The following is a 21,490-nucleotide window of genomic DNA, read 5'->3' on the forward strand; positions in this document are numbered from 1 at the left end:
GGACGCCCGCTCACTTAAGTCGCCTTTTGGGCGGACGCCCGCTCACTTAAGTCGCCTTTTGGGCGGACGCCCGCTCACTTAAGTCGCCTTTTGGGCGGACGCCCGCTCACTCTTGCTGCGCGTGACACCCCCTCATCCCATCGGGTGAGGGGGTGTTCCCTTTCCCGTCCCATGATTGGTGAGCGTCCCGAGGCGGATCCGGCGGCTCGCTGGACTTCCAAGTGATCTCTTCGCGCTGGCGAGTGGGGATCCACTCGGCGCAGGTAGCAGCCGGGACAAGGGACGCTGTTTCCTGCCGGTAAACGCGTACCCGCCACTCGCGTTAATCAGGAGACCGAAACCTAGCCTGAAGAGCAAGCGAACTGATGACACTTTCTGGGGAGTAACTGTCAAGATTCATCTCGCTTATTGAGGTCTCCCGTACTTGTCCTTCCTGGGTCTCGAAGACGGTTACTCCGCAAAGTCTGGTCAGCTCGGACCTGATGTGGAGGGACCGAAATGAAACGAACCATTGCGACCCTGGGGGTCGTGGGCCTGGGATTGCTGGGTGCCACGGTGTCGGCGAACGCTGCTCCCTCAGACAAGATCACCATTTGCCACGCCACGCATTCGGCGTCGAACCCCTACGTAGCGGTGACCATCAACTTGTCGGCGCTGTCCGGGCATATCCCCGACACCAACGACATCGTTCCTGCAAACGCAGGCGATTACATGCCCAACGGACAAAACCTCACCCCGGAAAACATCGCCATTCTTAACGCCGGTTGTGAGGTGGCCGGCCTGCCGTTGATTACCCCGACGGACCCGGTGACGAGCCCGCCGACGGATCCGGTGACGAGTCCGCCGACGGATCCGGTGACGAGTCCGCCGACGGATCCGGTGACGAGCCCGGCGGTGACCACCCCGCCCGTGGAGCACGTGGAACCCGTCTCCACCCAGCCGGTCGTCACCCCCGCGGTTCCTCCGGTCGCTGCCCCTGCGGCGACCGTGCCCGCAGCCGTCACTCCGTCGGCGACTGTGCCCACAGCCGTCATTCCAGCTGCGGCCGGTGCCGCAGCCACTCCGGACGCCCCCATCACTTACGTGGGCTACAACGTCCAGACGGCCGTTGGCGGGAAGGCGGACACAGGTATTCCCGCGTGGCTTGCCGGCCTGACTGGTCTCTTCAGTGCCGTGGCTGTGTTCGTAGTCGCGAGGAGCGGGGTGCGGGCCCGCAGGGCCAGGCACTAGGCAAACCCGGCCGGGTGCCGCACTACGATGGGCGGCACCCCGCCACCTGCTTCACTATCTCCAGGAGTGGTCATGGCCCGTCACCGCTTCACGCGGCAGCCTCACGCACTTCGCGTCCGTGGCCTGCTGATCAGTTCCAGGGATCTTCTCGTGTTGACGATCTGCGCCGGAGGGCTGCTTGGTGCCTGGCTGGTCTATGGCGTATCCGGCCAGAACCCGGCCGCTTTCGACTCAGGGAATCGGGCGCTTTCGACGGCGGCTCCCGCGGGCAAGGCCGAGCCGAACCGCGCGGCGGTGGGCGCTCCTGCCACTGCGGCGGGAACGCACCTGCCCGCGGCGTCGGCCCCGGTGCAGATTACCTATCCGGCGGTTGGCCTGGATGTGCTGGTTCATCCGCTGCGACCGGACCCTGCTGGCGGGCAGAGCATCGAGCCGCCGGAAACGATGGACGGATATTGGCTCAGTCCCTTCGGTACCCCCGGAGCGGGATCGACGAATACCACTTACGTCATCGGGCACAGTTGGGAAGGGCTCGACGCGCCGTTCAACCACCTCAGCTATGCAGCGGCACCGGGGGACGAGCTCAAAGTCGTCACGGCAACGGGAGCGATGACATACAAAGTCGACTCCGTCACCACCTACACAAAATCGACTTTGAAAGACAGTCCCGTCTGGACAGCGGTGCCCAACCGCCTGGTCCTGATCAGCTGCTACACGCAGGACCTCTGGGGCAAGAATGTCGCGGTGGTAGCTTCACTTGTTCCAGGCCAGTAGCTTCTCCCGAGGCGCGCTCCGCATGGACTTCGAGCGCTCAAATGGTGAGACGATTTTGACCAACATGTGGATGCGTTGGCAGTCTGAAAACATGAGTGCAACGCAACCCGCCGCAACGATCAACCTGGCTGTCATTCCCGGCGACGGCATTGGCCCCGAAGTCATTGCCGAAGCCCTCAAAGTCCTGGAAAAGGTTGTCGCCGAAGAAGGCGTCACCCTCGAGCAGACCGAATACAAGCTCGGAGCCCAGCACTGGCTTGAAACCGGCGAGACCCTCCCGGACGAGGTCCTGGCCGATCTGCGTACCCGCGATGCGATCTTGTTCGGCGCCGTCGGTGCGGCACCGGGGGACACCCGCATTCCTTCAGGCATCATCGAACGCGAAATGCTGCTCAAGCTCCGCTTCAGCCTTGACCACTTCGTGAACCTGCGCCCTTCGCGGCTCTACGGGACGGTGGGCAGCCCGCTGGCCAATCCCGGCGACATCGATTTCATCGTGGTCCGCGAAGGCACCGAAGGTCCGTACGTCGGCAACGGCGGTACGCTCCGCGGGGGCACCCCCCACGAGGTTGCCACCGAGGTATCGCTCAACACGGCCCACGGCGTCGAGCGCGTTGTCCGTGACGCCTTCCGCCGCGCCAGCGAGCGTCCCCGAAAGCACGTCACCCTCGTCCACAAGCACAACGTCCTGGTCTTCGCAGGCCACTTGTGGAAGCGCACCGTGGAGGCCGTGGCCAAGGAATTCCCCGAGGTCACCCACGACTACCTGCACATCGACGCCGCCACCATCTTCATGGTGACCGACCCCTCCCGCTTCGACGTGATCGTCACCGACAACCTCTTCGGAGACATCATCACTGACCTCGCCGCCGCCATCACCGGCGGGATCGGTCTCGCGGCCTCGGGCAACATCAACATGGACCGCACCGCGCCCTCCATGTTCGAACCCGTCCACGGCTCCGCCCCGGATATCGCCGGACAGCAGAAGGCGGATCCAACCGCCGCCATCCTGTCCGCGGCCTTGTTGCTGGACCACCTCGGCTACACGAGCGCAGCCCGCAGGATCGAAGCCGCCGTCGTCGCCGACATCGAAAGCCGCAACGGCGACAGCCGCAGCACCGCTGCCGTCGGCGATGCCATCGCTGCCGCGCTCTAGGGCCCGTACTGGCACTGAGGGTCTGTACCCGGGCGTAAGCTTTACTTGAATTATTTACTGCTGCCGTGGTCCGTCGCTGAACCATATCCTCCAAGAGATGGTTTGCTCTGCCTGGTAGCCGACTGGAGGAAACATGACTCAGACTGCCCACGGCGTCGAATTCAGCCAGCAGCTCTCGGAGACCCCGAAGTCTGCTGAGGAGCGTGCAGCTATCCTGGCAAACCCGGGATTTGGCGACTACTTCACCGACAACACCGTCATTGTCGACTACAGCGTCGACACCGAGGGCAACGGCGGCTGGCACAGTGCCCGCGTCGAGGCCTACGGACCGATTTCCCTGGACCCTTCGGCGGCAGTGCTGCACTACGGCCAGGAGATCTTCGAAGGCCTCAAGGCATACCGCCACGCTGACGGCTCCGTTTGGACGTTCCGTCCCGAGGCCAACGCCGCCCGCCTGAACAAGTCGGCACGCCGCTTGGCCCTCCCGGAACTGCCCGAGGAGTACTTCCTCGGCGCCATCCGCGAACTCGTGCAGGCGGACAAGGAATGGGTTCCGTCCGGCGACGGCGAAGCCCTGTACTTGCGTCCGTTCATGATCGCGACGGAAGCCTTCCTGGGTGTCCGCGCAGCCCGCGAGGTCTCCTTCCGGGTCATCGCTTCTCCGGCCGGCAACTACTTCGGCGGCGAACTCAAGCCGGTATCCATCTGGATCTCCCGTGAGTACGCGCGCGCAGGCCGCGGCGGCACCGGTGCAGCCAAGTGCGGTGGAAACTACGCCGCGTCCCTGATTGCCCAGATGGAAGCCGAAGAGAACGGCTGCAAGCAGGTCCTTTTCCTGGACCACTTCAACGACGATGCCGTCGAGGAACTCGGGGGCATGAACGTCTTCTTCGTCATGAAGGACGGTTCACTCGTCACTCCGGCACTCACCGGAACCATCCTCGAAGGCGTGACCCGTTCTTCCGTCATCCAGGTGGCGAAGGACATGGGCCGCGAGGTTTCCGAACGGAAGATCACCCTCGCCGAGTGGCGCGACGGCGTGGCCTCCGGCGAAATCGCCGAGGTCTTTGCTTGCGGAACCGCCGCCGTCATCACCCCCATCGGCGTCCTCAAGGACAAGACCGAGTTCATCGGTTCCGAGGACGCCAAGGCAGGTGAAACCACCATGGCCATCCGCGAGCAGTTGCTCGGCATCCAGACCGGAACGGTCGAGGACACGCACGGCTGGCTCACCCGACTGGCTTAAGTCCCCACCGGCTCCCAAGCCTCGCAAGCGTGGCTTGGGTCCCTCGCCGGAGTGGGCCCTGTCTTGGAAAATGCCCGCCGGCGGCCTCCCACCCTGGTGGCAGGGTCGCCGTCGCCGTTAACCAGTGAGCTGGTTGTTACCGGTGCTGGCTTGTTGGATCCGCGGTCCGATGAGCGCTTCCATCTTGGCCCGCAGATATTGCTGGCCCGCAGCGGATGGGTGATCGCCGTCGGGACCAATGAGCTCCGCGGCATCGTCCATGATCCAGCCGAGGTCGATCGGATCAACGAAGTGCGCGCCGGCTTTCAGGGCAGCGGCCTTGTCCTGGTCGCGGATGTCGAGCCTTTCGGCTTCGGGCGTGCTCGTGTACGACGGCGGCCCGACCACGACGATGTCGGCTTGGGGAGCGCGGGACTTGACTGAGGCGAACGCCCGCGTGGCCGCAGCCTCGGTTTCTCCTGCGGTCGTTCCCATATCGTTTTCGGAACCAAAGAACAGCACCAGGCGGGTCTCGTCGGTTACCGCTGTGTCCACTTGGGAACCGAAGGTCGATCCGTCCTCGCCGACACTGACGTAGCCGCTGCCATCCCGTGCGGCATTGACGATGGTCGCTTGGAGCTGTTGAAAGCCGGGATCGTTCTCCACCAGCTTTGGCCAGGCCTCGTCAGGCGAGGTGCCGTGACCCGTGCTGAGGGAGTCTCCGATGATCACCACGGTGGGCTGGGCCGCGGCGGACCGTGGTCCGGTGTCGGAGGAACAGGCGCTGAGGAGTGCGAGGACGGAAAGGCAGGCGGTGGCGATCGCCGTCGTCGTCCGGAGAAGTTCTCTTCGTCGGGTGTGATTCCGCAACAATTCGGCTCCTCCTCCGCAACTGTCCACATGTATCCGTCCCAGTTCCTTGGCACCATGTTACGTCGTGTGCCGTGCCTGCCTCTTGCTTCCTGGCTCGCGGAACCGGGCTTCCCGTCCAAGGTCCCGCCACTTGGCGTGTGCCAAGATGGAGAAGTGAATCCGGTCAATGACGCCACTTTCCAGAACAGCAGCCACCTCACCCGCTCGCGGCTCGCGCCTAATCCGGGTCCGATGAGCCTTGACGGCACCAACTCGTACGTCATTGCCGCGCCGGACGCTGCTGGAGTGGTCGTCGTGGATCCCGGGCCGCTCGACGAATCGCACCTCGCGGCCCTGGCCGCCGCGGGGCCTGTGGAGCTCGTTCTCATCACCCATCGCCACAAGGACCACACCGAGGCCTCTGCGGTGTTCCACGAACTCACCGGCGCGCCCGTCCGTGCGGCGGATCCCGCCTACTGCCACGGCGGCGAGCCGTTGCGCGGTGGCGAGGTCATCGAGGCCGGAGGCGTTGAGATCCGGGTTCTTGCCACGCCGGGCCATACCTCGGACTCAGTCTGCTTCCACCTTCCGGGCGACGGACCGGACGGCTCGGTGCTGACGGGCGATACCATCCTGGGGCGGGGCACCACCGTCCTGGACTATCCTGACGGACGGCTGGGGGATTACCTCTCCAGCCTCGACAAGCTCGAAAGCCTCGGTCCGGCGACGCTGTTGCCCGCACACGGCCCCGTCCTGCCAGCCGTCGACGCCGTGTGCCGCGAGTACCGGGCCCACAGGGAGATGCGCCTGGACCAAATCCGTGAAGCACTCGCGCGCCTCGGCGCCCAAGCCGAAGTCCAAGCTGTCACCGATGCGGTGTATCCCGACGTCGATCCTTCCGTGCGCTGGGCAGCTGAAACTTCGGTGGCGGCGCAATTGGACTATCTGCGCGGCTAGCAGGCACCTCTTCAGTGCGCGCATAGCGGCCGCCGGCGGACGGTACGCTAGAACCCATGCGTATCGCCCGGTTTGTTGTTGATTCTGATCCCGTCTACGGCGTCGTTGAAGGTGAGCCAGGCAGTGAAATGATCACTGTCATCCACGGCGACCCCTTCTTCAACGGCGTCGAGCGGACCTCGGTCCGCCACAAGCTGGAGGACGTTCGCCTTCTGGCCCCGATTATTCCCCGCAGCAAGGTCATCGGCGTCGGACGGAACTTCGCCGAGCATGCCCGGGAACTCGGTAATGAAGTTCCGCAGCACCCCTTGCTGTTCCTGAAACCGAATACCGCCGTCGTTGGCCCCAACGATCCGATCGTGTTGCCTGAGTTCTCGGAGGAAGTCTCCTTCGAAGCGGAACTCTGCGTCGTCATTGGCCGCATTTGCAAGGACGTGCCCGAGGACCGCGTGGACGACGTCATTTTCGGTTACACCTGCGGCAACGACCTCACGGCCCGCGACGTCCAGAAGACGGACCTGCAGTGGGCGCGTGCCAAGGGCTTTGACACCTCCGCGCCGCTCGGCCCGTGGATCGAGACGGAACTCGATCCCGAAGACCTGGCCATCAAGGGCTGGCTCAATGGCGAACTCCGCCAGGACGGCAGCACGAACCAGATGATCCGCAGCGTGCGCGAGCTGGTGTCGATCGTTTCGCAGGCTTTCACCCTGCTTCCGGGTGATGTCATCATGACCGGGACTCCTGCCGGCGTCGGGCTGGTCCAGGAGGGCGACCGCTACGAGATCGAGATCGAAGGCATCGGCCGCTTGTCCAACCCGGTAGTCCGCCGCTAAGAGGCTCGGCGTTCCGCCCAGCCGGTCGCTCTGGACCCGCTGGCACTGGGCATTCCGCCCACCGCCACGGGGTAAAGTTGGAACCACTATGACTACTGTTGCTGCGCCGAACTCTGCCGCCATTCCCGCCGTGAACGCCGAAACCCCGGTCCGCGTCCGGTTCTGTCCCTCACCTACGGGAACTCCGCACGTTGGGTTGATCCGCACGGCCCTCTTCAACTGGGCCTACGCGCGGCACACGGGTGGCAAGCTGATTTTCCGGATCGAGGACACCGATTCGGCCCGCGACAGCGAGGAGAGCTACCACCAACTGCTTGATGCGTTGAAGTGGCTCGGCATCGACTGGGACGAGGGCGTCGAGGTTGGCGGGCCGCACGAACCGTACCGCCAGTCGCAGCGCAGCGACATGTACCAGGACGTCATCGCCAAGCTCAAGGCCGGCGGTCACATCTATGAGTCGTACTCCACTCCCGAGGAGATCGAAGCACGGCACCGCGCCGCAGGGCGGGATCCGAAGCTCGGCTACGACGGCTTTGACCGGCACGTCACCGAGGAACAGCTCGCCCAGTACAAGGCCGAGGGCCGCAATGCCGTGCTGCGCCTGCGCATGCCGGACGAAGACCTGACCTTCAACGACCTTGTGCGCGGGGAGATCACGTTCAAGGCGGGATCCGTGCCTGACTTCGCTGTGGTGCGTGCCAACGGAGCTCCGCTGTACACGCTCGTGAACCCCGTGGACGATGCACTCATGGGCATCACGCACGTCCTCCGCGGCGAGGACCTGCTCAGCTCCACTCCCCGGCAGATCGCCCTCTACCGCGCGCTTTACGCCATCGGCGTGGCTGAGTACATGCCCGAGTTCGGCCACCTTCCCTATGTCATGGGCCAAGGCAACAAGAAGCTTTCCAAGCGCGATCCGGAATCCAGCCTGTTCCTGCACCGTGAACGTGGGTTCATCCGTGAAGGATTGCTCAATTACCTGTCGCTCCTGGGCTGGTCGCTGAGCGCCGATGAGGACATCTTCACCGTGGAGCAGCTCGTGGCCAACTTCGATATCCACGATGTCCTGGGCAACCCTGCGCGCTTCGATATCAAGAAGGCCGAGGCCATCAACGGTACGCACGTGCGCATGCTCACGCCCGAGGACTTCCGTCAGAGGCTCGTGCCGTACCTGCGTGCCGCAGGTTTCGTGGGGGAGATCCTGACTCCGCGCCAGGAAGAGATCCTTGCCGAGTCCGCGCCGCTGGTCCAGGAACGGATCACCCTGCTGGGCGAAGCTCCCGAGATGCTCGCCTTCCTGTTCAAGAAGGACGACGCGATCGACATCGCCGACGACGCCCGCAAGGGACTTCCCGAGAACCTGGTCGAGGTGCTGGACGCCGCGTTGGTTGCGCTGGAACCCCTCGCCGACTGGACAGCGGAAAGCATCCAGGCAGCGCTCAAGCAAGCGTTGGTGGAAGGTCTTGGGATCAAGCCGCGCCTCGCGTTCGGCCCGGTGCGCACGGCAATCTCCGGCCGCCGCATCTCGCCGCCGCTGTTCGAATCGATGGTCATCCTGGGCAAGGATTCCTCGCTCACCCGCCTGCGCGCGTTCCGCGGCTAGTTCAGGCACTCCGTGATCAACGCACTTCATGAGTCATTCGGCACGGTCCGCGGTGTCCTGTTCGACATCGACGACACCCTGGTGGACCTTGAGTACGCCATGACCACGGCCCTGCGTGACGTGAGCGAACACCTCCTGCCCGGCCTGGACCAGGCCGGGTGGGAGAAGTTCGGACGGATCTTCACGCACGAAACCACGCATTTCTATGACCGGTACCTAGCCGGTGAATTGACGTTCAACGAGCAGCGGCTCCTCCGTGGCCGCGCGGCCCTTGGGCATTTCGGCGTGGAGCTCGGGGGAGAGGACTCCCACACGTGGCTCAATGACTACTCGCGCCTGCAGCCCAGTTATGTCAGGGCGTTCAGCGACGTCCTGCCCGTCCTCGACGCTCTCGACGCCGCGGGCATCCCCTACGGCGCCGTGAGCAACAACGTTCACGACTACCAGCGGGTCAAGCTCGACAGTGCGGGGCTTGCCCGGGTCTCGGTCCTTGTCGGAACGGACACCGTAGGCGTGCCCAAGCCGGACCCCGCCATTTACCTGGAAGGGGTCCGTCGCTTGGGCACCACCCCGGCCGAGACCCTTTTTGTGGGAGACAACCGCCTTCTCGACGCCGACGGCGCCACTGCTGCCGGATTGCTGGGCATCTGGTTGAATCGCACTGGTGAGCTCGCCTCCGACTTTTCCGGCCGGGAAATAGACTCCTTGACCCGACTGCTCGCCTGAAGCTCTGCAGCTAAGCCCCCAGCCGGAACTTCCGCAGGAACACGAACGTTCCGATGGAACCCGCTCCCAGGACGCCCACAAGTCCGAGCGCCGTGCCGGTATCCGACTTTTCAGCCATGCTCGACGGCGACACCGCCGCAGCTCCTTGATGCAGTTCGGCGGTGCCCGCCGCGATCCGCGCATTTCCGTCCGCGAGTTTGTCGGCACCGGTGGACAACTGGGCTGAGCCTGCTGCCAGTTTGGCGTTTCCATCGGACAACTTGGAGGCGCCCGCTGCCAACGCAGTGGAACCGTCAAGGAGACCGGGGGAGGAAGGATCAGCAGGGCTGCCCTTGATCCCTGTCATCAGCGAGTCCGTGCCTGCAGCCAAGCGGGACGTGCCGTCCGTCATGCTGGCGGTGGCTTTGAGGAGGCCCGGATGCTCAGGGTCGCCAGGTACGCCGTCCATGCCCACGCGGATCTTTGCGGTTCCATCGGCGAGCATTTGGGTTCCCAGAACCACGCCCGGGGACGCCGGATCCTGGCTATTGAGCTTCTGGGCGAGGATGGCGAAACCGTCCGTCAGTTTGCCGGTCCCTGCTGCCAGCTTCCCGGTGCCGTCGGCGAGCCGTCCGGTGCCGGCGTGCAGTTGCGCCGCTCCGGCCGAAAGCTGGCCAGCTCCGGCCTGCAATTGCGAGGCTCCGGCGTCAAGGCGGTGCGCGCCGTCGTTGAGCGCATTGATCTGGGCCTTCAGCGTTGCCAGGGGCACCACGCCCTGGATACCGTTGGCGGCGTCGGCGAGCTGCTGGAGCCCCTGGGCCAACGCAGCGGAGCCGGTTCCCTTGGTGGGATCGTCTCCGGCACCCGGGTAGCCTTTCAGCTGGTCGGTGCCCGCCGCGAGCCTGGAAGCACCTGCGTCGAGTTGGGCGGCACCGGAGTTGAGCTGGGCGGCTCCGCTGTTGAGCTGGTTCGCACCGTTGTTTAGTTGGGTGGCGCCGTCTCCGAGATTGTTTTCAGCATTGCCGCCCGGCGTCGGAGTCAGTGCCGCGGAAAGCTGCAGGGCACCCGCCGCGAGCTTCTGTGCGCCGTCGTCCACTTTGTAGACTCCCGGCGCAAGCTTGGCGTTGACGTCATTCTGGATTTTCACGGCCCCTGTTGCGAGTTTGTCGGCTCCGTCCTTCAACTGCTGGGCTCCCGGGGCTAGTTTGCCTTGGATTCCGTTTTGGACTTTTGACGCGCCATCAGCCAGCTTGGCCGCACCTGTCCCGGCTTCCGCAGCTCCACCCGCAAGCCTTGCCGCGCCGTCCTTGAGCTGGCCTGCGCCGGCGGATGCCTGGCCTGCGCCGTCATTCAGCTGCGCCGACCCCGCCGCGATCTTCCCAATGACCAGGGTGTAGAAGCCGAGGAGCGCGATCAACAGGAGTGCGAGCACGGCAATGGCGATTATCTGGGCACGGCTCCGCGTTCTGGTGGCAGTTGCAGGGTTCGGTGTCATGGGCAATTCCTCTCGATGACTTTCCCGACAGCGGCGCTGCTGCCAGGGATCCCCCCATGTGACGCAGCTAACAGGCGACCCGGCCTGTAGCTGTGCCACGAAACAAGTGCGTGGCGTTGGTTACCGATTGGTAACTTACCGAGAGTAAAGCTAAGACCCTGCCGATTGCAAGGGTTTTTTCGATGTCGTCATCCTTGCCGGGGGATTGTCGAGGTGCGCATCGGGCGTGCGCGGGCGTGCGCGGTCGATTTGTGTGCATCGAAAGTCTCGGGTAAAGTAATTACTCGTGCTGAGGGGCACGGAGCGAAGGTTTACGCCATCGAATCCGGCCTAAAAGCGCCAATGGGATATGGTGTAATTGGCAACACTACGGTTTCTGGTACCGTCATTCTAGGTTCGAGTCCTGGTATCCCAGCTCTGAATAATCCGCGAGTTTGTGCGGGAATTTGGAGTTTCAAAACGGTTCGCCGATTTGAAACAATGCTGGATGTATGAAATACTCATTCAGCTTGAATGCCGGAAGCGGTATTCAATATGGCAGTAAAACAAAGTGCAAGGCCCCATCGTATAGCGGCCTAGTACGCCGCCCTCTCACGGCGGTAACGCGGGTTCGAATCCCGCTGGGGTCACAAAATGAATCCCCCGGAACCATCAGGTTCCGGGGGATTTTTCTTTGCCCAAAGTTCGTGTGGATTTCTCCCCTCAATAAAGGGGGAGCAGTACGGCTGGCAGCTCAGGTGGTCTTCTGAAGGGCCTCTGCAGCATCCCTGACCTTGATGAGCGTGCGGAGGTTCCGCGTGGTGGTGCTCGCCTTGTAGCGGGTCTTTGCGGAGAGCTTGCTGAAGGGGCTGTCCAAGGTTCCTCCCGCCGGGGCTAACCACGCCATCGCCTCGGGACCCAGTCGGACTTGCTCGACGCCGCCCTGCCCTGGTGCGCCGAGGGCCGCGCCGGCGTTGAATAGTTCGTCCAGCATGGCCGCGTCCGAGGCGAGCGTGATGTAGCTGTGCGTGGTTTTATCGTCTGCCGGATAGGGGCAGGCTTCCACTAGTTCGGCAACCCTTTCGGAGCTCAGGACCACCACCCAGGCGTCGTAGCCAAATGCTGACCTCAAGCACTTTTCGAATTCGTCCTTGACTCCCGCTGCGTCGAGCTCGCTCCGGAGCACCACGTTGCCGCTGGCCAGCAAGGTCTTGACGTCGGTGAAGGGGTACGCCTTCAGGGCTGCTTTGAGGTCGGCCATCTTGATGTTGATCCCGCCCACGTTGATCCCGCGCAGGAACACGGCAAAGCTGTTCATGCGCCTACCCTACCTGCGCCCGTCTGCAGGAGGGGCGCAGACGGGGAGGCTGGCGGGAAACGGGAAGCGCTTAGTCGTTGTTCTTGCGCAGGGCTTCGGTCAGTACCCGGGCGGCGTTGCAGACGACTTCGGCATGCAGGCGTCCGGGCTGGCGGGTCAGGCGCTCGATGGGGCCGGAGATGGACACCGCAGCAATGACCCGGCCGGAAGGGCCGCGCACGGGTGCGGAGACCGAGGCGACTCCAGGCTCGCGTTCGCCGAGGCTCTGGGCCCAGCCCCGGCGTCGTACTCCTGCCAGCACTGTCGGCGTGAACCGGGCGTTCTGAAGCCCGTCCAAGAGGCGGTCGTGGTCTTCCCATGCCAGCAGGATCTGGGCGGCGGAGCCGGCCTTCATGGAGAGCTGTGTGCCTACGGGAATGGTGTCGCGCAGGCCGATCGGACGTTCGGCCGAGGCAACGCAGACGCGCCAGTCGCCCTGGCGTCGGAAGATCTGGGCGCTCTCTCCGGTGGCGTCGCGCAACTGGATCAAGACGGGGCCTGCGGAAGCGATGAGCCGGTCTTCGCCGGCGGCCGAAGCAAGCTCGACAAGGCGGCTGCCGAGGACAAAACGCCCTTGGATGTCGCGGCTCACGAGGCGGTGGTGGACGAGCGCCAGCGCAAGGCGGTGCACCGTGGGGCGGGCCAGCCCTGTTGCCGCCACAAGTTGAGCCAAGGTGGTTGGCCCCGCCTCAAGTGCGTCGAGCACCTGGGCCGCTTTATCGATGACGCCGACTCCACTAGAATTGTCCATGTAATGATATTGCCGTCTCAATATCTGAGATGCAAGTTGTTTCACTGGCGCAGTTCGGATCACTGATGTTCAGTGGAAGTAGTCAAGCCAACCGCAGTGAAGGGAGCAGGCCGTGGGAAAGACACTGGCCGAGAAAGTTTGGGATGCGCACGTGGTGCGCAAGGGCGAAGGCGAAGGAGCCAACGCCCAGCCCGATCTTCTGTTCATCGACCTGCACCTCGTGCATGAGGTGACCTCCCCGCAGGCCTTTGAGGGCTTGCGCCTTGCTGGACGACCCCTGCGCCGCCCGGACCTCACGATCGCCACGGAGGACCACAACACTCCGACCCTGGACATCGACAAGCCGATTGCCGATCTGACCAGCCGCACCCAGATCCAGACCTTGCGGAACAACTGCAAGGAGTTCGGAGTCCGCCTGCACTCGCTCGGCGACGCCGAGCAGGGCATTGTGCACGTTGTCGGACCCCAGCTGGGCCTCACCCAGCCCGGCATGACGGTTGTCTGCGGCGATTCACACACCTCGACCCACGGCGCCTTCGGAGCACTCGCCATGGGTATCGGCACTTCCGAGGTCGAACACGTCATGGCCACCCAGACGCTGTCCCTCAAGCCGTTCAAGACCATGGCCATCAACGTTGAAGGCACCCTGCGTCCGGGCGTTTCGGCGAAGGACATCATCCTTGCAGTCATTGCCAAGATCGGCACCGGCGGCGGGCAGGGCTACGTCCTGGAGTACCGCGGCTCGGCCATCCGGGCGCTCTCCATGGATGCCCGCATGACCATCTGCAACATGTCCATCGAGGCCGGCGCCCGCGCTGGCTTGGTGGCCCCGGACCAGACGACGTACGACTACATGTACGGCCGCCCGCACGCCCCCCAGGGCGACGAGTGGGATGCCGCCGTCGAATACTGGAACACGCTGCACACCGACGACGACGCCACTTTCGACGTCGAGGTGGACCTCGACGCCGATACCTTGGAGCCGTTCGTGACCTGGGGGACCAACCCGGGCCAGGGCATTTCGCTCAACGAGGCAGTGCCGTTCCCCGCGGACTTCGGTGACGAGAACGCCAAGCTGGCTGCCGAGCGCGCGCTGCAGTACATGGGCCTCGAAGCAGGGACGCCCATGAAGGACATCCGGGTGGACACGGTCTTCCTCGGATCCTGCACGAACTCCCGCATCGAGGACCTCCGGGCCGCCGCCGATGTCATACGCGGGCGCGAAAAGGACCCCAAGGTCCGCATGCTCGTTGTCCCCGGCTCGGCACGCGTCCGCCTTGAAGCCGAAGCCGAGGGCCTGGACAAGGTGTTCAAGGAATTCGGCGCTGAATGGCGCTTCGCCGGTTGCTCCATGTGCCTGGGCATGAATCCGGACCAGCTGGAACCGGGGGAGCGCTGTGCCTCCACCTCGAACCGCAACTTCGAAGGACGCCAGGGCAAGGGCGGACGTACCCACCTGGTTTCGCCGGTAGTCGCCGCAGCCACGGCAGTCCGCGGAACGCTGAGCTCGCCTTCGGACCTGGAGCCCGCCTCTGTTTCCGCATCCACCACCACCGACGCCGCCTAGGAGGGCCCCATGGAAAAGTTCACCACCCACACCGGCATCGGTGTCCCGCTGCGCCAGAGCAATGTGGACACGGACCAGATCATTCCCGCGGTCTACTTGAAGCGGATTACGCGTACCGGTTTCGAGGACGCCCTGTTCTCGGCGTGGCGGAAGGACCCGTCCTTCATCCTCAACCAGGAACCCTTCAACGCCGGCTCCGTACTGGTGGCGGGACCCGATTTCGGCACCGGTTCATCCCGCGAGCACGCAGTCTGGGCGCTGAAGGACTACGGCTTCAAAGCCGTGCTCTCCTCCCGGTTCGCGGATATTTTCCGCGGCAACTCGGGAAAGCAAGGCCTCCTGGCGGCCGAGCTTGCCCAGGACGACATCGAGCTCATCTGGAAAGTCCTTGAAAACGCGCCCGGCACCGAAGTCAAGGTGGACCTCGTGTCCAAGACCGTTGAGTGCGGAAACGTCGTCGCACCTTTCGAGATCGATGACTACACCCGCTGGCGCCTCCTCGAGGGCCTGGATGACATCGGACTGACGCTCCAGCACGAGGAAGACATCACGGCCTACGAGGCCACAAGGCCTTCCTTCAAACCGAAAACCCTGCCGGCGCGCACCCAGTAGCGCGAACCGAGCAGCTTCCGTACCTTGAAAGGACCGGTGCACCCGAAAGAACGGGTGCGCCGGTCCTTTCCGTGTGCGTGACGCGTTTCGCGGGATGTGGCCACGGCCTGATCCCGGCGTTGTGCAGCGTCACGGTTGTCGTTGGGGTTGGAATGAGGGGTTATCCATGGATCGGGCACGAACGCGGGGTCACTTACGGCCCATGCCGGGCGGCAACATGGGCCGTAAGTGACCCCGCGTCGCTGAAAGCCGGCCTTCGCCGCGCCCCAGCATTTCGAATCGGTAACGTCAGCTTTTATGCTTAGCTGGAGCCTTCGTAAGTGTGGGGGCATCAACTCGTGAGGAAACCGGTATAGATGAGTAGTGTTCTGACAATCCGCGGCGGCGTCCCTTTGACTGGCCGCGTCACCGTCAGAGGTGCCAAGAACCTTGTTCCCAAGGCCATGGTGGCTTCCCTCCTCGGCAACGAACCGTCGGTGCTGCGGAACGTCCCGGAAATCAAGGACGTCGAGGTGGTCACCAGCCTCTTGCAGCTCCACGGCGTGACTGTGCAGAAGGATCCCGTCACCGGCGATCTCACTCTGGATCCCAAGAATGCGAAGACGGCGTCCAGCACTGCGATCGACGCGCACGCCGGGGACTCCCGTATCCCGATCCTGCTCTGCGGTCCCTTGATCCATGCGATCGGAGAAGCCTTCATTCCCGATCTCGGTGGCTGCAAGATCGGCGACCGGCCCATCGACTACCACCTGAACGTGCTCCGCCAGTTTGGCGCCGTCGTCGAAAAGCGCCCGGGCGGCATCCACATCTCCGCTCCCAAGGGACTTCACGGCGCCAAGATCTCACTCCCGTACCCGTCGGTGGGAGCCACGGAACAGGTCCTGCTGAGTGCCACCCGCGCGGAGGGCATCACCGAACTCAGCGGTGCCGCCACCGAACCCGAAATCATCGACCTCATCGCTGTGCTGCAGAAGATGGGTGCCATCATCAGCGTCCAGACCGATCGCACCATCCGGATCGAGGGCGTTCGGGACCTGGGTGGCTACGACCACCGCGCACTGGCAGACCGCAACGAATCGGCGTCCTGGGCTTCGGCTGCCTTGGTGACCCGGGGAGACATCTTCGTGGAGGGCGCTTCCCAGCGGGACATGATGACGTTCCTCAACACCTACCGCAAGGTGGGCGGCGGAATGGACATCCGCGAGGACGGCATCCGTTTCTACCACCCTGGCGGAAAGCTGAGCCCGCTCGTCCTTGAGACGGATGTGCACCCGGGCTTCATGACCGACTGGCAACAGCCCCTGGTGGTCGCCCTGACCCAGGCTGAAGGCGTGTCGATCGTCCACGAAACCGTGTATGAAAACCGCTTCGGCTTCACCGACGCCCTGACCCGCATGGGCGCAACCATCCAGGTCCACCGTGAATGCCTCGGAAGCGTGCCCTGCCGCTTCGGCCAGCGCAACTTCCTGCACTCCGCCGTCGTCTCAGGACCCACTCCGCTCAGGGGAACCGACATCGACATCCCCGACCTCCGTGGCGGATTCAGCCACCTCATTGCGGCGCTCGCCGCGACCGGCACGTCCAGGGTGACCGGGATCGACATCATCAACCGCGGCTACGAGCGCTTCACCGAAAAGCTCGCCGGCCTGGGCGCCGATTTCGACCTCACCGAATCCAAGTAACGGGGGACACCTTGAAGGAATCGGCCCAGAGCCGTGCCATGTTCGCTGTTCTTGCGGGACTTGCACGACCGCTCATGAACGTCCTCATGGCAAAGAAGTGGGAGGGGACCGACAAGCTTCCCGCGGGTGGCTTCATCGCCGCCCCGAACCACTGCACCGAGATCGACCCCATCGTCGTGGGGCACATGCTCTACAACATGAAGCGTCCGCCGCATTTCCTCGCGAAGGCGGGCCTCTTCAAGGCGCCGGTCCTCGGCAGCCTGTTGCGCGCCACGAACCAGATTCCCGTGGAGCGCTCGACGACGGGGGCGAACCGCTCGTTGCAAGCCGCCCAGGAAGTGGTGGATGCCGGCGGCGCCATCATCATCTATCCGGAGGGTACCCTGACGCGCGATCCGGATTTGTGGCCGATGAAGGGCCACACGGGAGCCGCCCGCCTGGCAATCCAGACGGGTGCCCCTGTGGTTCCCATTGCCCATTGGGGTGCCCATGAGGTGTTTCCCCGTTACGCCAAACGCCTGCACGTGTTCCCGCGGAAGACATCCCGCATCCTGGTAGGCGATCCCGTGGACCTCAGCGCTTTCCAGGGCCGGCCGCTGGACCGGGCCACCCTGGTTGAGGCTACGGACATCATCATGGTTGCCATCACGGAGCTTCTTGCTACCTTGCGCGGGGAAGAACCGCCCAAGGAACGCTGGGACCCCGCTGCCCACAATCAGTCGAAGCACGGCCGCTTCCAAGCGACTGAGGGAACCGCGGGCACCGATGGCACGGACGGACTGAAGTGACTTCCGGGGAGGAACTCATCGCCGACAAAGGCGTTGTGGCCGTGCTTGGCGCGGGATCCTGGGGTACGACGTTCGCGAAGGTCCTGGCTGATGCTGCACTTGCGAGCGGTGCGGAGCGCAGTATCCGCATTTGGGGCCGGCGGGACGAAGTGGTCGACCAGATCAACGCGGAGCACCGCAACACGCAGTACCTGAAGGACATTGCACTGCCAGACTCCATCACGGCTTCAACGGATGTGGCCGAGGTCCTTGCGGGCGCCGGAATCGTGATCCTCGCCGTGCCGGCGCAGTCGCTTCGGCTTCAACTGCGCAAATGGAAACCGCTCGTGGCATCCGGCGCCGTAGTCGTTTCCCTTATGAAGGGCCTTGAACTCGGTACGGATTCCCGCATGAGCGAAGTCATTTCCGAGGAACTCGACATTCCGCAGGAACGCGTGGCCGTTGTTTCGGGACCCAACCTGGCAATGGAGATCGCCCGCCAGGAACCGACAGCCTCTGTGGTGGCCTGCAGCGACGAAGCCACGGCTGCATCGTTCGCGCTCTACTGCACCGCGCCGTACTTCCGCCCCTACACGAGCAACGACGTGGTCGGCGTCGAAATCGGGGGAATCGTGAAAAACGTCATTGCCCTTGCCGTCGGTATCTGCGAAGGCAAGCAAATGGGCGACAATACCAAGGCGTCCGTGATCACTCGCGGCCTCGCGGAGACATCGAGGCTGGCTCTTGCCCTGGGCGGCGAAGCGCGCACGATGGCCGGACTTGCCGGACTGGGAGACCTCGTGGCTACCTGTTCTTCGCCCTTGTCCCGAAACCACACGGCCGGGCGGTTGCTCGGCGAAGGTTTGACCCTTGAACAGGTCACCGAGCACATGACTCAGACGGCGGAAGGCATCAAATCCGGGTACGCTGTCTACGAACTAGCCGGGAAACTCGGTGTCGACATGCCGATCACCGCGGCCGTTGTGGCCGTCCTCGAAGGCAAACTGTCCGTTGATGAACTTGGGCCCAGACTCCTGGCCCGCTCCCTGAAGTCCGAAGGCGATTACTGACCGTGACCGAAGAATCCCTGTCTGCCGGAACCGCTGAGTCCGCCGGAACAACCGCTTCTGCCGGAACTGCCGGGTCCGCGAAGCCGGCCAAACATCGGCGGCCCCGCGTCGCCGTGCTCTTTGGTGGCCGATCCAGCGAGCACGCGGTCAGCTGCGTGACGGCGGCCGGCGTCATGGGCGCCATCGACAAGAGCAAGTACGACGTCGTCCCCATCGGGATAGCCAAGTCAGGCCAGTGGGTGATTCCCTCGGCTGACATCAGCCAGTGGTCGCTGAGCGCCTCGGCCTTGCCTGAAGTGCTGCCTTCCGGCAAGACCGTAACCCTCGCCGAGGTGGGCGGAGCCCACCAATTGATCGTCACGGCGCCAAATGCGGTGCCCGAGGAACTGGGCTCCGTGGACGTCGTCTTTCCGCTCCTGCACGGCCCGTGGGGCGAAGACGGCACCATCCAGGGCCTCTTGGAGCTCTCGGACACCCGCTACGTTGGAGCGGGAGTCCTCGCATCCGCCGTCGGCATGGACAAGCACTACATGAAGGTCGTTTTCGAGGCCGCCGGGCTTACCGTGGGACCGTATGTCGCCGTCACTGACCGCGAATGGATCAACGACGCCGAAGCCGTGCGCAAGCGCGTGGACCGTCTCGGCTTTCCCGTCTTCGTGAAGCCCGCCCGCGCCGGTTCCTCGATGGGAATTTCCAAGGTTGATTCGATGGATGATTTGGATGCCGCCATCGAAGAAGCACGGCGGCACGACCTCAAGCTGGTGATCGAGGCCGGGATTGTCGGCCGCGAAATCGAGTGCGCAGTCCTTGAAGGACGTGGCACTGCGGCCCCGCGAACCTCCATGCCGGGGGAAATCGCCGTCGCTCCAGGAGAACACGAGTTCTACGACTTCAACGCCAAATATGTGGAGGACGGCGCAGCAGCCCTTAGCTGCCCGGCCGACATTCCCGACGAGGCCATTGCGCGCGTCCGCGAGCTCGCGGCGGCCGCGTTCGATGCGGTCGGTGCCGAAGGCCTCAGCCGCGTGGACTTTTTCTACACTCCGGACGGCGAACTTATCATCAACGAGATCAACACGATGCCCGGATTCACCCCGAAGAGCATGTATCCGCAAATGTGGGCGGCTTCCGGGTTGGGCTATGCCGAGTTGATCGACGAACTCATCTACCTGGCGCTCAACCGCAAAACCGGCCTGCGCTGATAGCCGGCCGGCGCCGACGACCGGCCTGGGCTGAGCCTGCTACTTGCCGGGGGTGCTCGTGGGCAGGTTCTGCAGCAGCTCAGGCTGGCCGACGCATTTGCGCACGGCCTTGATTTTCGCCGCCGCAGGCGCCAGATCGGCAAGGACCGTGGCGGAGCTGATCTTGTTCGGGTCCATGAGGATTTCCGTGGCGGGCTCGCGCCCGTACGTGGTCAGGGTCCATACCGGGTCGCCTTCCTTGATGACCCAGTCGACGTCGTTGACGGTGACGCAGCGGTCGGTGGTGGGGCCGGGGACGTTGACGCCGCAACGCAGAATCAACACCGACGGGTCGCCCCATGCCGCCGTGGCCTGGCTATTGGTCTTCCGCAGGGCGGCGTCGCCGATGGTGTCCGGGAGCGAAACCATCATGGGCGCGCAGGCAGCATTCGCGGCATCGGCCGCGGGCTTCACGTCGACCACGGGGGAGCAGGCTGCAAGGGCAAGAACCGAAGCCGCCGCGGCTGTCAAGGAACAGAGGGCGCGGACGTACACAGCGGCTTTCGTTTGATGCATTGATCAAGCCTATCGCGGCTGCGGCGAGCCGAGGATCGGGGAAGCGGGCGCCACGGACAGCTCTTTGTTGTCGGCGGTTCGCGATAGCGTAGAGCTGTGTCCAAAGAACAACAGACTGTCGGTGAGCTCTCCGAAGGCGAGCTCCTCGCGCGCATCTTTCCGCGCCTGAACCACAGCAACAGCGTGCTGCTCGGGCCGGGGGATGACGCCGCAGTCGTCGCCGCCCCGGATGGCCGGACCCTCATTTCCATCGACACCCAGACCCAGGACCAGGACTTCCGCCTGGAATGGAACAACGGATACCGGACTACAGGCTATGACGTCGGCTGGAAATCGGCAGCCCAGAATCTCAGCGACATCAACGCAATGGGTGGTACCGCCGTCTCCCTCGTCGTCAGCTTGACCATGCCGCCCGGCACCCCGGTGCAGTGGGTCGTGGACTTCGCGGATGGCCTCACGGCCGGCATCGTCGGCTTGGGGGCTGCCGATTGTTCGGTTGCCGGGGGAGACCTGGGCCGCGGCCGCGAAATCGCGGTGACCGTCGCCGTCGTCGGGACAATGCACGGACTCCCTGCTGTCTTGCGGTCCGGGGCCCGGCCGGGAGACATTCTGGCCCTTGCCGGAACTGTTGGACGTGCCGCAGCCGGCCTGGCCCTGCTCGAAAGCACCATACCCGTAGGCAAGCTGGACGCCGCCCAGCGCGCACTCATGGACAGCCAGTGCCGGCCGCAGCCGCCCCTCGCCGCAGGCCCGCAGGCTGCCAAGGCAGGAGCGACGGCCATGATGGACGTCTCCGACGGGCTCTTGCGCGACGGCTCCCGCCTTGCCGAAGCCAGCGGCGTCGCGCTCGACCTCGATCCCATCGCGCTCAAGGCACTCGCCGCACCCTTGGAAGCTGCCTCGGCTCCCCTTGGCCGCGATCCCATGGACTGGATCCTGGGCGGGGGAGAGGACCACGGCCTGCTGGTGACATTTCCAGCAGATGTTCAGCTACCTTCCGGCTTCACTGCGATAGGCTCGATCCAGGCCGTTGCCGAAGGACAGCACAGCGGCGTCCGGATAGCGGGAATGCCCGCTGACACCGTGGGATGGGATCACTTTGCAGACTAAGATTGCCG

General features: G+C 64.3%; 20 protein-coding genes and 2 tRNA genes. 17 read left to right on the top strand and 5 right to left on the bottom strand.

The features are described 5' to 3' along the window. Positions 1-498 precede the first annotated feature (498 nt). The 4 genes from AC3WJU_RS00855 to AC3WJU_RS00870 all read left to right on the top strand — a co-directional run bounded on the left by AC3WJU_RS00855 (position 499) and on the right by AC3WJU_RS00870 (position 4,406). The gene (locus AC3WJU_RS00855; protein ID WP_492258911.1) at positions 499-1,230 is read left to right on the top strand and encodes a hypothetical protein; all 732 of its coding nucleotides are present in this window, start codon (positions 499-501) and stop codon (positions 1,228-1,230) included. 72 nt (positions 1,231-1,302) lie between these two features. Continuing rightward, entirely contained in the window at positions 1,303-2,004 is a 702-nt protein-coding gene (locus AC3WJU_RS00860; protein WP_284988359.1) for a class F sortase, read from the top strand. 91 nt (positions 2,005-2,095) lie between these two features. Then, positions 2,096-3,160: a 3-isopropylmalate dehydrogenase gene (locus tag AC3WJU_RS00865; RefSeq protein ID WP_442880166.1), complete on the top strand. Its 1,065-nt coding sequence runs from the start codon at positions 2,096-2,098 to the stop codon at positions 3,158-3,160. Between the two features lie 133 nt (positions 3,161-3,293). Next, a complete protein-coding gene (locus tag AC3WJU_RS00870; protein WP_441432400.1) occupies positions 3,294-4,406 on the top strand; it encodes a branched-chain amino acid aminotransferase in 1,113 nt (370 codons plus the stop codon). Positions 4,407-4,523: 117 nt separating this feature from the next. Here AC3WJU_RS00870 and AC3WJU_RS00875 read toward each other — a convergent pair whose 3' ends face one another. Further along, on the bottom strand, positions 4,524-5,258 hold the full coding sequence (locus AC3WJU_RS00875; protein ID WP_492258912.1) for an SGNH/GDSL hydrolase family protein: 735 nt from the start codon (positions 5,256-5,258) through the stop codon (positions 4,524-4,526). A gap of 153 nt (positions 5,259-5,411) precedes the next feature. On the opposite strand from AC3WJU_RS00875, the gene AC3WJU_RS00880 reads away from it, so the two are divergent. From AC3WJU_RS00880 to AC3WJU_RS00895, 4 genes are all read left to right on the top strand, one after another. Beyond that, positions 5,412-6,194: an MBL fold metallo-hydrolase gene (locus AC3WJU_RS00880; protein ID WP_306960836.1), complete on the top strand. Its 783-nt coding sequence runs from the start codon at positions 5,412-5,414 to the stop codon at positions 6,192-6,194. 56 nt (positions 6,195-6,250) lie between these two features. Then, the gene (locus AC3WJU_RS00885) at positions 6,251-7,027 is read left to right on the top strand and encodes a fumarylacetoacetate hydrolase family protein (RefSeq protein WP_059387649.1); all 777 of its coding nucleotides are present in this window, start codon (positions 6,251-6,253) and stop codon (positions 7,025-7,027) included. Between the two features lie 88 nt (positions 7,028-7,115). After that, positions 7,116-8,630, top strand: a complete 1,515-nt coding sequence (gene gltX, locus AC3WJU_RS00890) for a glutamate--tRNA ligase (RefSeq protein WP_492258913.1) — start codon at positions 7,116-7,118, stop codon at positions 8,628-8,630. Between the two features lie 12 nt (positions 8,631-8,642). Then, a complete protein-coding gene (locus AC3WJU_RS00895; protein ID WP_253257138.1) occupies positions 8,643-9,356 on the top strand; it encodes an HAD family hydrolase in 714 nt (237 codons plus the stop codon). Positions 9,357-9,366: 10 nt separating this feature from the next. Here the strand turns inward: AC3WJU_RS00895 and AC3WJU_RS00900 are convergent, their stop codons facing one another. After that, the gene (locus tag AC3WJU_RS00900; RefSeq protein WP_306960835.1) at positions 9,367-10,830 is read right to left on the bottom strand and encodes a hypothetical protein; all 1,464 of its coding nucleotides are present in this window, start codon (positions 10,828-10,830) and stop codon (positions 9,367-9,369) included. Positions 10,831-11,173: 343 nt separating this feature from the next. On the opposite strand from AC3WJU_RS00900, the gene AC3WJU_RS00905 reads away from it, so the two are divergent. Together AC3WJU_RS00905 and AC3WJU_RS00910 are read left to right on the top strand one after the other, a co-directional pair. After that, a tRNA-Gln gene (locus tag AC3WJU_RS00905) sits at positions 11,174-11,245 on the top strand. Positions 11,246-11,386: 141 nt separating this feature from the next. Next, positions 11,387-11,459, top strand: a tRNA-Glu gene (locus AC3WJU_RS00910). A gap of 104 nt (positions 11,460-11,563) precedes the next feature. Here AC3WJU_RS00910 and AC3WJU_RS00915 read toward each other — a convergent pair. Both AC3WJU_RS00915 and AC3WJU_RS00920 read right to left on the bottom strand, forming a co-directional pair. After that, positions 11,564-12,127: a DUF1697 domain-containing protein gene (locus AC3WJU_RS00915; RefSeq protein WP_284988354.1), complete on the bottom strand. Its 564-nt coding sequence runs from the start codon at positions 12,125-12,127 to the stop codon at positions 11,564-11,566. 70 nt (positions 12,128-12,197) lie between these two features. After that, positions 12,198-12,917 carry an IclR family transcriptional regulator gene (locus AC3WJU_RS00920; protein WP_028264661.1) on the bottom strand — a complete coding sequence of 240 codons (720 nt, stop codon included), beginning with the start codon at positions 12,915-12,917 and terminating at the stop codon, positions 12,198-12,200. A 112-nt stretch (positions 12,918-13,029) separates the two neighbouring features. On the opposite strand from AC3WJU_RS00920, the gene leuC reads away from it, so the two are divergent. From leuC to AC3WJU_RS00950, 6 genes are all read left to right on the top strand, one after another. Then, complete coding sequence (gene leuC / locus AC3WJU_RS00925) at positions 13,030-14,484, top strand: 3-isopropylmalate dehydratase large subunit (protein WP_284988353.1); 1,455 nt, start codon at positions 13,030-13,032, stop codon at positions 14,482-14,484. Between the two features lie 9 nt (positions 14,485-14,493). Then, on the top strand, positions 14,494-15,096 hold the full coding sequence (leuD, locus tag AC3WJU_RS00930; protein WP_059387656.1) for a 3-isopropylmalate dehydratase small subunit: 603 nt from the start codon (positions 14,494-14,496) through the stop codon (positions 15,094-15,096). Between the two features lie 356 nt (positions 15,097-15,452). Continuing rightward, a complete protein-coding gene (gene murA / locus AC3WJU_RS00935) occupies positions 15,453-16,778 on the top strand; it encodes a UDP-N-acetylglucosamine 1-carboxyvinyltransferase (RefSeq protein ID WP_059387657.1) in 1,326 nt (441 codons plus the stop codon). 11 nt (positions 16,779-16,789) lie between these two features. Beyond that, the gene (locus AC3WJU_RS00940) at positions 16,790-17,566 is read left to right on the top strand and encodes a lysophospholipid acyltransferase family protein (protein WP_284988352.1); all 777 of its coding nucleotides are present in this window, start codon (positions 16,790-16,792) and stop codon (positions 17,564-17,566) included. Next, entirely contained in the window at positions 17,563-18,615 is a 1,053-nt protein-coding gene (locus tag AC3WJU_RS00945; protein WP_306960833.1) for an NAD(P)H-dependent glycerol-3-phosphate dehydrogenase, read from the top strand. Before AC3WJU_RS00940 ends, AC3WJU_RS00945 begins: the two co-directional genes overlap by 4 nt. Before the next feature lie 113 nt (positions 18,616-18,728). Continuing rightward, the gene (locus tag AC3WJU_RS00950; RefSeq protein WP_492258942.1) at positions 18,729-19,817 is read left to right on the top strand and encodes a D-alanine--D-alanine ligase family protein; all 1,089 of its coding nucleotides are present in this window, start codon (positions 18,729-18,731) and stop codon (positions 19,815-19,817) included. A 39-nt stretch (positions 19,818-19,856) separates the two neighbouring features. Here AC3WJU_RS00950 and AC3WJU_RS00955 read toward each other — a convergent pair whose 3' ends face one another. Continuing rightward, positions 19,857-20,372, bottom strand: a complete 516-nt coding sequence (locus tag AC3WJU_RS00955) for a DUF3515 family protein (RefSeq protein ID WP_284988349.1) — start codon at positions 20,370-20,372, stop codon at positions 19,857-19,859. A gap of 96 nt (positions 20,373-20,468) precedes the next feature. On the opposite strand from AC3WJU_RS00955, the gene thiL reads away from it, so the two are divergent. After that, positions 20,469-21,482: a thiamine-phosphate kinase gene (thiL, locus tag AC3WJU_RS00960; RefSeq protein ID WP_284988348.1), complete on the top strand. Its 1,014-nt coding sequence runs from the start codon at positions 20,469-20,471 to the stop codon at positions 21,480-21,482. The last annotated feature ends 8 nt before the right edge of the window (positions 21,483-21,490 follow it).

The organism is Arthrobacter sp. FW306-1B-F12A (genome assembly GCF_058781865.1).

What these genes read in the sequence shown, in the direction of transcription:
- AC3WJU_RS00855 (WP_492258911.1), top strand. Translation starts at nt 499, where the DNA reads ATGAAACGAACCATTGCGACCCTGGGGGTCGTGGGCCTGGGATTGCTG.
- AC3WJU_RS00860 (WP_284988359.1), top strand. Translation starts at nt 1,303, where the DNA reads ATGGCCCGTCACCGCTTCACGCGGCAGCCTCACGCACTTCGCGTCCGT.
- AC3WJU_RS00865 (WP_442880166.1), top strand. Translation starts at nt 2,096, where the DNA reads ATGAGTGCAACGCAACCCGCCGCAACGATCAACCTGGCTGTCATTCCC.
- AC3WJU_RS00870 (WP_441432400.1), top strand. Translation starts at nt 3,294, where the DNA reads ATGACTCAGACTGCCCACGGCGTCGAATTCAGCCAGCAGCTCTCGGAG.
- AC3WJU_RS00885 (WP_059387649.1), top strand. Translation starts at nt 6,251, where the DNA reads ATGCGTATCGCCCGGTTTGTTGTTGATTCTGATCCCGTCTACGGCGTC.
- gltX (WP_492258913.1), top strand. Translation starts at nt 7,116, where the DNA reads ATGACTACTGTTGCTGCGCCGAACTCTGCCGCCATTCCCGCCGTGAAC.
- AC3WJU_RS00900 (WP_306960835.1), bottom strand. Translation starts at nt 10,830, where the DNA reads ATGACACCGAACCCTGCAACTGCCACCAGAACGCGGAGCCGTGCCCAG.
- AC3WJU_RS00915 (WP_284988354.1), bottom strand. Translation starts at nt 12,127, where the DNA reads ATGAACAGCTTTGCCGTGTTCCTGCGCGGGATCAACGTGGGCGGGATC.
- AC3WJU_RS00920 (WP_028264661.1), bottom strand. Translation starts at nt 12,917, where the DNA reads ATGGACAATTCTAGTGGAGTCGGCGTCATCGATAAAGCGGCCCAGGTG.
- leuD (WP_059387656.1), top strand. Translation starts at nt 14,494, where the DNA reads ATGGAAAAGTTCACCACCCACACCGGCATCGGTGTCCCGCTGCGCCAG.
- murA (WP_059387657.1), top strand. Translation starts at nt 15,453, where the DNA reads ATGAGTAGTGTTCTGACAATCCGCGGCGGCGTCCCTTTGACTGGCCGC.
- AC3WJU_RS00955 (WP_284988349.1), bottom strand. Translation starts at nt 20,372, where the DNA reads ATGCATCAAACGAAAGCCGCTGTGTACGTCCGCGCCCTCTGTTCCTTG.